Genomic DNA, 13,060 nt, shown 5'->3' with positions numbered 1-13,060 from the left:
ACGAAGTTATTTTGTTCTTTAGCAACTTGAAAATACTGCGAATAGCGGGCTATTTAATGAATTTTCAAGGAAGTTAAAGGGCAAAAGAACAAGTTTAAAACGTCAAGTTATTTCGGCACAATCCCTTTGTCCTTTAAGAGCTTTCTAATCAACAGAATATTAATATTTAATACGACGATGCTAAAAAAAATTTTACCGTGGTTCATATTCATTTTACTGGCAGGATTGCTCGTGCTACTTTTCATCAAAAAAGACGACATGGACCAGTATATGTCAGAAATGATTGTGAATCAAACACCTGTAGAGGTCAAAAAATCGGGGCAGAAGGCAATTGATTCGTTGTACAATTACACCCAAAACAAACGAAGCTATAAAATGACATTTCTTGGTTTTGGCGCCGATAATTGTGTAAACTGCAAACGAATGAAAAAGGTGCAGAAACAGATTGGGGAAAAATATCCACACCAGGTGAATATAGTATGTTTGAATGTACTGGAACCCAAAAACCTCAAATTAATGAAGACGTTTGGTATAGCGACAATCCCCAGCCAGGTGTTACTCAATAAAAAAGGAGAAGAGTTCTTTAGAAATTCGGGTTACTATGGCCCTGAAAAACTTATTAAAATAATCGAAAAACAATTAATTGCCGATTTGAAAAACAAATAAGGGCTTGATGCGAAATAACATTCAGATTAACCGAAGTTATTTCGTTTCAAACCCTAAGAATTCGATATTTTTCATTAAAAATGGGCTCCTGTAAAAGACCACAGAGCCTAAACAAAAAAATTAACAGCCGCCCTGCACACGTTTTTTCTTCGATTTTTTCTGGATATCAGGAATTGGTGGCGGGGCTTGTTCCTTTGTATCCTTTTTTTCAAGTGTTCCGCCGCCCAAAGCATTGCCCATGGCCTGGCGAAAATCATATTTGGCATATTCATCGCGTGGAGCGGTGGGAGCAGGTTTATCGGGGTTCATTATAACCTCAGCCCAATGGTTCAGACCTCCCTGCAACACATAATTGTTTTTATAGCCCAACTGCGTAACAATTAGCCATGCCTGGTTTGCTTTTACTGTTCCGTTTGAGTAAAACACGTTATTTGCCACATCCTGGTTTAACTGTGATTTCCATTTTTCGGCCAGTATATCCGATAAAGGAATATTAATGGCTCCGGGCAAATGGAATTTTTCATATTCATCTGCCGGACGTACGTCAATTAACTGAATTGACGGATCTTCTTTTATAATGAGGTCCGCAACTTCTTCGGCGTAAAAATATTGCGTACCCTGAGTTATTTCCCCAATCAGTTCATCCACTGACAATTTATACTTATCGGTTTTGTTCTCAGGTACAAAAGCCAATACAAAGGCCATGGGTATCAATACCAAAGCTGTTAGAATCCTGGGTTTGATATTTTTTATAATGTTCATAATCTATAAATTAAAATTCAACTATTGAGTGCATTATTTAGAGCCTGTCCATAAAGTCGGGGTGTCCAGTGAATAAACTCCATTTTCAAGGCTTTCGAAACTCAAAGTCGTTGAGTTTACTGGTGTAAATGATACGAGTTTGAGTGAGAATAACGCAGAAAATGGAGTTTATTGACGGACACTATTTAATACTTTTCCCGTGGGAACCTCTTCTCTGCCCATTCACCTACATAAAACATACCGAAAGCAACCAACACCATAAAAAACACAAAAGTTCCCTGCGAAAGCCCTAGCATTTCACTTAATTTTGGGTAACCTTTAAATCCGGCTTTATAAAATTCTTCCCAAATTGGGTATCCTTCGGTAAAAATGATAATTCCAAGGAACAACCCACCGATAAAAACCAAAGCATCTATTTTACCGATGGATGCTGCACAAAAACTTGTGCCGGGGCAGAATCCCCCCATAATAAAACCGGCGCCCATAATAACACCGCCAAGTATGGCCGAAGGCAAATAAGTTGGATTTACATAAATCCAGTTCAGATTAATCCAGCCAAACAAGCTGAACAACAATAGACCGATGGCCGCTGTAATACCGGCCGTAAAAAATACTTTCAGCACCACGGTATCGTATCCGTAAAAAAGACCGGCCAGTTTCCGGCTCGAAGAAAAACCGCTGGATTCCAATACCCACCCGAAAGCTATTCCGATCAAAAAGGCAAAAAGCAAGTTGGTGCCTGATGATATGACTTCGTTAACTATTAAAGGTCCCATATATTATCATTTTTTTATATTCAAATAGTAAATCCAAGAAAACGCTTAATTTTTTCCGGTGCGTAGTAATAAAATTCGAGACTACGCGCACTAATTATATCCAGTTTTTGCGGAGAAAATACGCAAACGCAAACGCCGAACCGAAAATGGCGGCCATGGTAATAATACCGCCAAGCGAAAGAACAGCCATTCCACTCAGGGCCGCTCCACTAGTGCATCCGCGCCCCATCTGCGAGCCAAACCCAAATAAAATACCGCCGGCCAAAGCAAACAGCAATCGGCGTTTTGATGTAATTTTAGGCGAATGTTCTACCTTAAGCTTTAATCGTCCGGCGACGGCTCCGGAAAGAAAACCGCCCACAATAACACCTAGCATTTCAAGAACTAACCACGATTTTAGCGGTCCGCCTTTATGCGTCTCATTGTATTCCTGATAAAAAGTTGCATTCTCGGCATGTGCAGGCGCTACCGTATTTACGGTACTCACCACAGCACTTTTCAAAGCACCGCTGGCTCCTAATCCGCGACCCGATATAAAATAAGCCGCTAATAGTACCAACCCCAACAGAACGCCTCCCAAATAAGGATTAATGTATTTTCTTTGCTTCATACCTATAGATTTTTTTACACCCGCTATCGGGTTCTGATTGAATTTAATATTTTTAATAAAGATACCTGCTTATTTGCCCCGCATTGGAAATTAACCAACGCAACATAAAACTGCCGAATAAAATGAGCACAGCCGGTATAATAACGGGAACTTTCATTTTTCGAAGTTCCATAATTTCAAGCACGGCCGGTACAATCATTCCCAAAATCACCACAAAAATCCAGAAGGGAGCGGTATATGCCCCGCCAAGGAATAGTTGAGCGGCATCTTGCTGTACTTGCGTGCTGGCCATAAATCCCATAAACATGTGGATGATGAAAAACAGCTCTACGGCTATTACAATTAAATCGATACGGGCAAATAGTTTTCGTTCATCATGACTTTTAGAAATTAGCATGACTGCGGCAGCTCCGGCTGACAAGCCGGAAGCCAGGAACAGCGGCCCTAAAATGGAAGTGTTCCACAACGGACGCGCATTGAAAGCCGAGAACAATATGCCGGTATAAATACCCAATATCAAACCAAGAACGACCATTGCCCAGGCCATGGGCTTTTTATAATTGGAAAAGAATTTTTCAAGGTTCTTTAACCACTCGAATTTCCAATCCCATTTCGGAAACCACTCACGAATATGCAGCGCCGCCCAGATTATCGAAAGCGGGGTAATTATCATCAAAGTCCATGCCCCCCAACTCATGGGCGATTCTAATTTAATGGTGGTGTAAAGTCTCCAGAAATAGGGTTTGTGGTGTAAGTCAAGAAACAATGCGAGCAAACCCAAAATCAATATTACAGGCACCAATACCGGTGCTTTTTTTACGGCTGTGGTATATTTATTTTCTTTGCCTTGTAAGTAATATAAGCCGGCAAAAAACAGCAGGCCGGCAGCGAGTCCGCCCAGGAACAAATAGACCGGAATTTCCCAACCCCAAACATGCAGTACCGGATCGACGCCCGGGTTCATTCTGCCGCTTACAATTATTTCTTCTTTCATAATCGCAACTATTTTTTATTTTTTCTATATGAGATAATATACATGCGGTTTGGTGCCGGCTTCGGGTGCCAGCACTTTATATTTTCGTGTTTTTAGAACTTGTGAAACCGGGCTCTTCGGGTCTTCCAGATCGCCAAAATACATACATTTGGTAGGACAAACCGCCACACATGCCGGATCCAGTCCCTCTTTTACGCGGTGCAAACAAAATGTGCATTTGTCTACATGCCCATCCGGGTGCGGAAATCGTGCATCGTAGGGGCACGACTGAATACAGGCACCGCAGCCGATGCATTCGTTGGGCGTAACCAAAACGGTTCCACCATCGCTGAAGTGACTGGCTCCGGTGGGACAGCATCTTACGCATGGCGCATTTTCGCAATGGTTGCATCGTTCCGAACGTATTTCAGTTTCAAGTTGCGGATATGTTCCGCTGTTAATTTCCACTACCCAGTCGCGGGCGTAGCCTATAGGTACATTATTTTCGGTTTGGCAAGCAACTACGCAATCGCTGCACCCGACACATTTTTTCGTATCAATAGCCATGGCATATCTCATAATAAGCCTCCTTTCTCAGGTTTCGTGGTAAGAAAAGTAACAAAGTTGCCACGCATTCCTGTTCCTCCCATGAGCGGGTCAACCATAACATTTGTAATTAACTCTGAATCAGAAGCACCCTGTCCGTGTGCCCTTGATAATTTTTTGTTTTTGTGGCCAAAACCGTGGACCATATACACGGAGTCCCAACGAATTCTTTCCGTAATTCTTACCTTTATGGGAAAAGTAGAAACTACCTGATCCTGATTTTGCAACCAGACTTCCTGTCCGTTTTTCAGGCCCCACCGTTTGGCTACTTTTGGATTTACCCAAACCGAATTAGTATCCATCAGGTCGGTTAAATTTGGGTTGTTGGCTGTTCGGCTGAAGGTGTGCATAGGCGCACGTCCGTATATCAGGCGATAATAGCCTTTGGGTGGCTCCGGATGTGCCGTGTATGTGGGTATGGGGTCAAAGCCTTTATCGGCAAACGAAGTTGCGTAAAGTTCAATTTTTCCCGAATTGGTATAAAATTCCTGCTGTACACGATCATCAAAATAAATTGGGTTGTACACACTGCGATTTAGTTTTTTTACGCCCAAACGTTTCATTTCCCTTAGCGATGAACCTATTTGTTTCAATTGCCAATCGAGCACCTCTTCAATGGTGTCGTATTTGAAGTATTTATCTAAGCCCAGTCTGTGCCCCACTTGCTTGGCCATCCACCAACCGGGTTTTGAATCGTATTTTGGTTTAGCCGCAGGCGCCCTCAATGCAATGGTTGGTTCGCGATGCCTTGAGGTGCGCAGCATGTCGTAACGCTCCAAATAGGTGCATTCCGGCAATACCACATCAGCATAACCGGTAATTTCCATGGGCATGGTATCTACTACTGCCAAAAAATCCAGGTTCTGAATGGCTTCTTGTGTCTTTCGGAGGTCAGGCAGGGTAAAAATTAAATTGGTTCCGTTCACAATCCAACCTTTGATATCACAATCGCGTGAGGCAGAAGGAATAGTGGCATCACAAATACCGTTGGCCAAAGCTAAATCGGCCAATTCGTACTGGCCGGGAAATGCGTCTCTCCAACTTCTCTTCGGTTCGGGATAAGGCGGATGTGGGTAACTGGGCAAGGCAATACCGTCGCCCATATAAAAACCGCCGCGGCGTCCCCAGCTTCCCAGCAGGGCATTCAATATGGCTACCCCGCGGAGGCGCTGTGTATCATCACCATACCAGGTAACGTGCCTTCCAGGATGCACAATGACCGAGGGTGATGCGTTGTACATTTCCCTCGCCGTTTCGCGTATCACATCCGGTTTAATGGTTGTAATTCCGTAAGCCCATTCGGGGGTATATTTTTCCACATGAGCTTTAAGTTGCTCAAATCCTAAAGTATTCTTTTCTACATATTCTTTATCGTACCACCCTTCTTTTATCAATACATGCATCCATGCCAGGAGCAATGCTAAATCGGTAGACGGTTTTATGGGTAACCAATGTTTTGAATGGCTCGCTGCGGTTGAAAACCGGGGGTCGACTGTAATTATGGTTGCACCTTTGTCAATGGCATCGCTCATTTCCTGAACCTGCCCGTTGTGCATATTCTCGCCCAAATGCGAACCAATAAGGACTAAGCAGCGCGTATCTCTGATATCGGTTGGTTCGGGCGAGCCCAAACCTTGTCCAAAAGTGCCTATCCACGCAACTTCGCGCGGGCCACGGCACTGGGCATAAGATGGAGCCGTAATATTATTTGAGCCATAAGCTTTTAGTAAATGACCCCAAAACTTGCCGCCAGAACCGTGTGTGAACAATGCCATGCATTCAGGACCGTGCTTTTCGGCTACTTTTTTCATGCCTTTGGCCACCACATCCAGGGCTTCGTCCCACGATGCCTCACGGAACGTTTGGTTTCCGTCTTTGCCGGTTACCCTAATGAGCGGCTTTTTCAAACGGTCCTCATCATTGTACATCCCTACACCACCTGTGCCTCTCGGACAGAAACGTCCATTGCTATGCGGATCGATCTCATTCCCAATTACCTTTTTAATATAGCCTTTGCCGTCTGTGTAAGCCCAGCCTGCACATTTCCAAAAGCAAACCTCGCAATAGGTCGGAACACGCTTAAGTTTATCTGCTCCTGGAACATCGTCCGAAAAGAACGTTTTTTCGGCTGCCTTAAGGGCCATACCTGAAAATGCCAGTGAGCCGGCACCTAAAGCAGAAATTTTTATAAATTGTCGTCTCTTCATAACTGAAATTTTATCAGAATCTAACACAAGTAATCAACTGCCCTGCTCCATTCCCGCTTAATAATTGCAAATTGTACCTCAAAAACTAAACTTACAGGGATTTAACTAACTTTCTCTGCTGTTTATTCATTCAAATTTACAAATAAAAAAAATAGTAAAGAAGACTAAATTCTAATTCATAATGATTCTAAATGTTTATATATCCATATTAATGTATGTACTCAGGGTTGTTCTTTGTATTCGCTTCACCGAATACAGCCAGCAGAGCAAGGCTCGCCTAACTGCCGCAACCATTGTTAGTTCATCTTAAAAATCAAGACGTATTGATTCACAAGATTATTGTTTTCAAAGGGCTTCTAAAATTATTCATGAATTTTCCGGACTATTGACGGTATTGTTGTTCTTTTCTTTTTATGTATCTTGCAGCCTGAACGAAGTGAATACAACTGTTAATAGCTATAGGATAAAAGTTTTAACCCGTTTTTCATGGAAAATTATAACTTCATTTCAAATTTTAACGCACTAATGATTTAAAGAATAAATAATAATTATTGCTCCGAGTTACTATTTCTAAGCCTGTTTCGGGTATGAAATTTTAACCGATGGGATAGCAGAGAAACCTGTTATCCTCCCGATTCCCTAAAATCAGGGATGACTTGGAAAGGAGATGTATTTGTACTGTTGTTTCATGATGAACTTTCAAGGCGGTGTTTGACCGTTTCGGAACTTAGTGAGACTGGCAAAAAGCATCTTTTTTTCTAAAAACAGAATAAAGATGCTTTTTTTATGGATTTGATAAAAGGAATAAAATTTAACAGAAACGAATTATCGGGGGCTTTTGGCGATATTGGAACCGATTTCCCGCTTATAGTGGCCATGATTATTGCCGCAGACTTGCATACCACCAGTGTGTTGATTGTTTTTGGCTTTATGCAAATTTTTAGCGGTCTAATTTATAAAATGCCCGTGCCCGTGCAACCGTTAAAAGCCATGGCCACTCTCGTAATTGCTCAGCAGATTGGCGGAAATATATTGCTTGGTGCAGGTCTCTCAATTGGCATTGTCATGCTTATTTTATCGCAAACCGGGCTTTTGACCAGACTCGCCCGGCTTATTCCCAAAACTGTAATTCGGGGTATTCAATTTGGTCTGGGCATAAAGTTGAGCATGTTGGCCATGCAAAAATATATTCCTGCCGATGGTATATGGGGGTATGTATTGGCTTTCGTGGCTTTGACAATTATTGTATTTTTTATCGACAGCAAACGTTTTCCGGCCTCATTAATTGTTATTGCATTGGGAGTGGTTTATGCCATTGGATTTAAAGTGGATATTGCTTCCCTTGGAGAATCGATTGGACTGGGTCTGCCCCGGTTTAATGTGCCGGATATAAATGATATCGCTGCCGGATTTATATTGCTCGCTGTTCCTCAGATTCCGTTATCGCTGGGTAATTCTATTCTTGCCACAAAACAAGTGAGTCACGACCTCTTTCCGGAGCGAGAGGAGTTGTCGGTAAAAAAAATAGGAACTACCTATTCAATAATGAATCTGGTCGTTCCTTTTCTTAGTGGTGTTCCCTGTTGCCATGGATCGGGCGGCATGGTAGGACACTACGTTTTTGGCGGACGCACAGGCGGTTCAGTAATTTTTTACGGATTGTTTTATATATCGCTGGGTCTCTTTTTTGGTAATAATTTTGATGCGGTGATAAAAGTATTTCCATCACCCGTGCTTGGCGTAATTCTACTTTTCGAAGGCATTGCCCTTATGTTGCTTATTAAAGACATGGTACCTGAAAATAAGGGTTTTATAATAGCTATTTTTACAGGTATTTTGGCAAGCGGCCTTCAGTATGGCTTTGTAATAGCCATAGTTTTGGGAACTTTGTTGTATTACCTGCCTGTTAATTTTGACACATTCAATAAGCTTGGTAAAAAAAATTAAAACTATGAAGATTCAATCATTAAATATTTCCGAAAAAAAGGGCGTCATTAAAAAACCAGTCAACCACATTGAATTGACCGACTTTGGGATAACGGGCGATGCCCACGCCGGCAACTGGCATCGGCAGGTAAGCCTGCTGGGAAGCGAGCGTATCGATAAATTTTCCGAAGAAATAGGACGGTCCATTGCACCCGGTGAATTTGCAGAAAACATTACGCTCAGTGGACTCGATGCGAAAATGATTGGCGTGCTTGACAGGTTTTCTTGTAATGGTGTAGAATTGGAAGTTACGCAGATTGGAAAAAAATGCCATGGTAATAATTGCGCCATATTTCAGGAAGTTGGCAATTGTGTGATGCCACGTGAAGGCATATTTTGTCGAGTGGTAAATCACGGACTTCTGAAAACCGGCGATGATTTGGTGTTTGTACCAAAGACATTTAAAATCCTGGTCATTACATTGAGCGATAGGTGCAATGCCGGAAAGGCCAAAGATAAAAGCGGTCCTTTAGCGGTAAAAAAAATAAATTCACTGATGGAAACCATGAATCGAAAACATCAGACCGAACTGTATGTTTTACCTGACGAACCGGTAGAGCTTGCCGGAAGAATTTCACAAGCGGTTGAGGACGATTTTGACATGATAATTACCACAGGCAGCACCGGAATTGGGCCGCGCGATATTGCCCCCGATACCATCAGGCCATTGCTCGACAAAGAAATTCCCGGTATTATGGAAATGGTACGCATGAAATATGGTATGGAGAAACCCGGCGCTTTGCTTAGTCGTGCTATTGCCGGCACCCTTCGTAAAACCTTGATATTTGCCATTCCGGGAAGTCCCAAAGCAGTAAATGAATACATGGATGAAATTAGCAAAGTTGTTTTTCATTGTTTCAATATGCTTTATTCCATTGATAGTCACTAAGTATGCAAAAACGACAAAATATTACGGGATTTGTGCTGGCTGGCGGACGAAGCCGCAGAATGGGCCAAAACAAGGCTTTCCTGGTATTTCGCGGCAAGCGGCTGATTGACTACAGTTTGTCGCTTATAAACCAGATAACTGACAACGCAGCCATTAGTGCAAATAGCAATGAATATGGAGAGTTTAATATGCCTGTAATCACTGACAATTACAAAAACGCCGGTCCTATTGGTGGCCTGGAATCCTGTCTTCGCTGGTCGGCAACTTCCGGTAATATTTTTATGCCATGCGACACACCATTTCTTACTGTCGATATATGGAACCAAATATTGCAGTTTGCCAACGATTTTGAGGCTGTGGTGCCAGTATTGGAAGGCAGTAAAACCGAACCGCTTATCGGTTACTATTCAAAAGAACTATTGCCGATTATAGTCAGCCAAATAGAAAAAGAGGATTTTAAAGTACTAAACCTACTTAAACAGGTTCACACAAAATTTTTAACTTTCCCGGATTCAGATGCTTTTAGAAATATAAATGCCCCAATTGATATGGGAGATTCTAAAAACTCTAAAATATGAAAAGTGCTTTTCAAAATATAATTTTGATTGCCGGAGCAGGCCGCAATGTCGGTAAAACCAAACTCGCATGTAAAATTATTCGCCATTTATCGCAATTCCGTCCAATTATGGCACTTAAGATATCTCCCCACTTTCATGATACCCATAAAATGGAACAAATTATTTTGAATAGACCGGGTCTAATAATTAGTGAAGAAAACGGCATAAACGACAAAGATAGTTCCCGCATGAAACAAGCAGGCGCAGTTCGGTCGTTCTTTGTCAGGGCACACGACCGTGAGTTGCCCATCTTGGTAAAGTGGTTGGAACAAAATTTCCCCGACAACTTGTTTGTATGCGAATCGGGTGGAATGAGGTATTATCTGAAGCCGGCTCTGTTTCTTTTCGTTCATAAAGGAGAAATACCCATTGATAAGCGAAAATACCTGGAATATAAACCTGATGTGACAGTTTATAAAAACGGAAAATTTAATATAAAAGCAGAAAGCATTGCGATTAAAGATAATGGTTTCATAAAAAAATAGATTATGACTGATATTTCTGAAATTTTGAATAAAATCTCTCCTGATTCTTTCCCTTCCGGTATTTGTAATGTGGAACTCGGGCATGCTGCTGGCAGGGTGCTGAGGGAAGATATAAAAGCTGACATGCCCATGCCACCATTCGATAAAGCAGCCATGGATGGCTATGCCTGTCGAAGAGCCGATTTATCTGAAGCGCTGCACGTGGTAGAAACCATTCCGGCCGGTAAATGGCCAGAAAAAAAGATTGAACCCCGCACGTGTGCGAAAATTATGACCGGCGCTGCAGTGCCGGAGGGCGCTGATTGTGTTTTTATGGTTGAATATGCTGATGAACGCGGGGCGGGAACGGTCAGTTTTACCGGGACCGATACCAAAAACAACATTTGTTACCTGGGAGAAGATTATCGCGAAGGAACAATTTTGGTGCCTCGGAGAACCCTCATACAACCATCACACATTGGTACTATGGCAAGTGCAGGATATACACAGGTTGCCACTTCATGTACTCCGCGTGTGGCAATTATGGCCACCGGAACCGAACTTACCGAAGTTTCGGAAAAACCCGGAAAAGGTAAAATACGGAACAGCAACTCGCCGCAACTAATAGCTCAGTTGCAGCAAATGGGTATTGAAGGTCGCTATTTTGGAATTGTGCCCGATGATTTTGACGCCATAAACAGAACCGTAGAACAAAGCCTTGAGAACAACGATATTTTAATTGTTTCGGGTGGTGCATCAGAAGGAGATTATGATTTTATATTTCGTATAATGGAGAAACAAAAATTTTCGGTATTAACCAGAAAGACCGGAATGAAACCCGGCAACCCCATGCTCCTCGGGCAAAAAGGAAAGCAATTTTGTTTTGGGTTATCGGGAAATCCGGTTTCCTCATTTGTACAATTTACCTATTTTGTAAAGCCTTTTTTGTATACATGGCAGCATACCGACTGGCAACCCAGCGTGCTGAAAGCACGGTTAAAAGAAAAGTTCGTCAGGAAAAAAACCAACCGCTTTGCTGTTGTTCCCGTTCTGATTGATAGTGAGGGACTTGTCAGTCAGGTTGGGTTTCATGGTTCAGCACACATTAACGCATTGACACTGGCCAATGCATTCATGGAAGTTCCCGAAGGCATTGGTATCATTAACGAAGGAGGAGAAGTTTATGTTAGACCGTTTTAATCGCCATATCAACTATTTGCGCATATCACTCACCGATCGGTGCAATTTGCGCTGCAGTTACTGTATGCCCGGCGGGCCAATTAAATGGATGGATGACAAAACCTTGTTGAGTGCGACTGAAATAGAAGAAATTGTAAAAATTAGTGCTCCACTGGGTATTACAAAAATCAGGCTTACCGGAGGAGAACCGTTATTACGAACTGATATACTTGATATTGTGAAACGGATTAAGTCTGTTCGAAGTATTAATGAAATTGGGATGACTACCAATGGGATATTCCTGCCCCGATACGCACGGTCATTAAAAAAAGCAGGTCTTTCAAGGGTAAACATCAGTCTCGATACGATCAACCCCGAAAAATACAGAACAATCTCGGGCGGCAATATCGCCAATGCATTTGAAGGAATTGATGCTGCTTTGAATGCAGGTTTAACTCCGGTAAAAATTAATTTTGTGCGTATAAAAGGTGTAAACGATGACGATGCAAAGCAAGTAAGCGATTTTTGCAAATTGAAAGGATTACAAATCAGGTTTATCAGACAAATGAACCTCGAAACCGGGGAGTTTTATCCCGTAGAAGGTGGCGAAGGTGGTATTTGCAGCATTTGTAACCGCTTGCGCATTACTGCCGATGGACTTATTAAACCTTGTCTACACAGTGATTTTGGGTTTAGTATCAGAGAGTTTGGTGTAAGAAACGCAATTTTAAAGGCACTGGGCCAAAAGCCTGAAAAAGGTACTGGAACGCATTCGCATCATTTTTATAATATTGGAGGGTAATCTTAATTTACAAACTTTCAAATTAACACATTCTCAAATTATTCACAGATGGAAAAGAAATTCTCGCATATCAATGAAGAAGGCAAAATTAACATGGTTGATGTGGGTTATAAGCCCGACCAGAAACGCGTGGCAGTAGCTTCAGGTTTCATCAGGCTTCAACCGGAAACCATACAATTAATACAGGAAAACAACCTTAAAAAAGGCGATGTGCTAACTGTAGCTGAAATAGCCGGAATACAGGCAGCCAAACAAACATCAGACCTGATTCCCTTATGCCATACCCTTATGATAACAAAGGCAGATGTGAAACCCAGGATTATGCAAAATGGGGTAAGCGTTGAAAGCAAAGTTGAATGTCTGGGCAAAACAGGAGTTGAAATGGAGGCTCTTACTGCTGTTTCAGTTGCGCTACTTACCATTTACGATATGTGCAAAGCGGTTGATAAGGAAATGCTTATTTCTGACATACAGCTACAAACTAAATCGAAGATGTAGCTTGTATAAATTTATTTGGGTACAA

The 13,060-nt window shown here is 42.1% G+C and carries 14 protein-coding genes and 1 riboswitch; of the genes, 8 read left to right on the top strand and 6 right to left on the bottom strand.

Translation table 11 applies throughout. The features are described from left to right. Nucleotides 1-177 precede the first annotated feature (177 nt). Nucleotides 178-666 carry a thioredoxin family protein gene (locus tag ACTB0Y_RS10280; RefSeq protein ID WP_463206729.1) on the top strand — a complete coding sequence of 163 codons (489 nt, stop codon included), beginning with the start codon at nucleotides 178-180 and terminating at the stop codon, nucleotides 664-666. Nucleotides 667-786: 120 nt separating this feature from the next. Here the strand turns inward: ACTB0Y_RS10280 and ACTB0Y_RS10275 are convergent, their stop codons facing one another. From ACTB0Y_RS10275 to ACTB0Y_RS10250, 6 genes are all read right to left on the bottom strand, one after another. Next, the gene (locus tag ACTB0Y_RS10275; RefSeq protein WP_463206728.1) at nucleotides 787-1,428 is read right to left on the bottom strand and encodes a rhodanese-like domain-containing protein; all 642 of its coding nucleotides are present in this window, start codon (nucleotides 1,426-1,428) and stop codon (nucleotides 787-789) included. Nucleotides 1,429-1,613: 185 nt separating this feature from the next. After that, the gene (locus ACTB0Y_RS10270) at nucleotides 1,614-2,204 is read right to left on the bottom strand and encodes a YeeE/YedE thiosulfate transporter family protein (protein WP_463206727.1); all 591 of its coding nucleotides are present in this window, start codon (nucleotides 2,202-2,204) and stop codon (nucleotides 1,614-1,616) included. 94 nt (nucleotides 2,205-2,298) lie between these two features. Then, nucleotides 2,299-2,814: a YeeE/YedE thiosulfate transporter family protein gene (locus tag ACTB0Y_RS10265; protein ID WP_463206726.1), complete on the bottom strand. Its 516-nt coding sequence runs from the start codon at nucleotides 2,812-2,814 to the stop codon at nucleotides 2,299-2,301. Between the two features lie 52 nt (nucleotides 2,815-2,866). Then, nucleotides 2,867-3,808 (bottom strand): NrfD/PsrC family molybdoenzyme membrane anchor subunit, encoded by a 942-nt coding sequence (gene nrfD, locus ACTB0Y_RS10260; protein WP_463206725.1) that lies wholly within the window; start codon nucleotides 3,806-3,808, stop codon nucleotides 2,867-2,869. 24 nt (nucleotides 3,809-3,832) lie between these two features. After that, entirely contained in the window at nucleotides 3,833-4,366 is a 534-nt protein-coding gene (locus ACTB0Y_RS10255) for a 4Fe-4S dicluster domain-containing protein (RefSeq protein WP_463206724.1), read from the bottom strand. Next, nucleotides 4,363-6,600, bottom strand: a complete 2,238-nt coding sequence (locus ACTB0Y_RS10250; RefSeq protein ID WP_463206723.1) for a molybdopterin-containing oxidoreductase family protein — start codon at nucleotides 6,598-6,600, stop codon at nucleotides 4,363-4,365. Before ACTB0Y_RS10250 ends, ACTB0Y_RS10255 begins: the two co-directional genes overlap by 4 nt. 542 nt (nucleotides 6,601-7,142) lie before the next feature. Beyond that, a riboswitch (molybdenum cofactor riboswitch) is annotated at nucleotides 7,143-7,283 on the top strand. Nucleotides 7,284-7,386: 103 nt separating this feature from the next. Between ACTB0Y_RS10250 and ACTB0Y_RS10245 the strand changes: the two genes are divergently transcribed. From ACTB0Y_RS10245 to moaC, 7 genes are read left to right on the top strand one after another with little or no spacing between them, the layout of a single operon-like run. Then, on the top strand, nucleotides 7,387-8,547 hold the full coding sequence (locus tag ACTB0Y_RS10245) for a putative sulfate/molybdate transporter (protein WP_463206722.1): 1,161 nt from the start codon (nucleotides 7,387-7,389) through the stop codon (nucleotides 8,545-8,547). Nucleotides 8,548-8,551: 4 nt separating this feature from the next. After that, entirely contained in the window at nucleotides 8,552-9,475 is a 924-nt protein-coding gene (locus ACTB0Y_RS10240) for a molybdenum cofactor synthesis domain-containing protein (protein WP_463206721.1), read from the top strand. A 2-nt stretch (nucleotides 9,476-9,477) separates the two neighbouring features. Next, nucleotides 9,478-10,053 (top strand): molybdenum cofactor guanylyltransferase, encoded by a 576-nt coding sequence (mobA, locus tag ACTB0Y_RS10235; RefSeq protein ID WP_463206720.1) that lies wholly within the window; start codon nucleotides 9,478-9,480, stop codon nucleotides 10,051-10,053. After that, nucleotides 10,050-10,577: a hypothetical protein gene (locus tag ACTB0Y_RS10230; protein ID WP_463206719.1), complete on the top strand. Its 528-nt coding sequence runs from the start codon at nucleotides 10,050-10,052 to the stop codon at nucleotides 10,575-10,577. Before mobA ends, ACTB0Y_RS10230 begins: the two co-directional genes overlap by 4 nt. A gap of 3 nt (nucleotides 10,578-10,580) precedes the next feature. Continuing rightward, nucleotides 10,581-11,756, top strand: a complete 1,176-nt coding sequence (locus tag ACTB0Y_RS10225) for a molybdopterin molybdotransferase MoeA (protein WP_463206718.1) — start codon at nucleotides 10,581-10,583, stop codon at nucleotides 11,754-11,756. After that, on the top strand, nucleotides 11,683-12,537 hold the full coding sequence (locus ACTB0Y_RS10220) for a GTP 3',8-cyclase MoaA (RefSeq protein ID WP_463206717.1): 855 nt from the start codon (nucleotides 11,683-11,685) through the stop codon (nucleotides 12,535-12,537). The genes ACTB0Y_RS10225 and ACTB0Y_RS10220 overlap by 74 nt, the downstream gene beginning before the upstream one ends. A 48-nt stretch (nucleotides 12,538-12,585) precedes the next feature. Then, on the top strand, nucleotides 12,586-13,035 hold the full coding sequence (moaC, locus tag ACTB0Y_RS10215) for a cyclic pyranopterin monophosphate synthase MoaC (protein ID WP_463206716.1): 450 nt from the start codon (nucleotides 12,586-12,588) through the stop codon (nucleotides 13,033-13,035). Nucleotides 13,036-13,060: the final 25 nt, after the last annotated feature.

The organism is Salinivirga sp., assembly GCF_055145285.1.
This window is presented reverse-complemented; position numbering and strand designations above follow the sequence as displayed.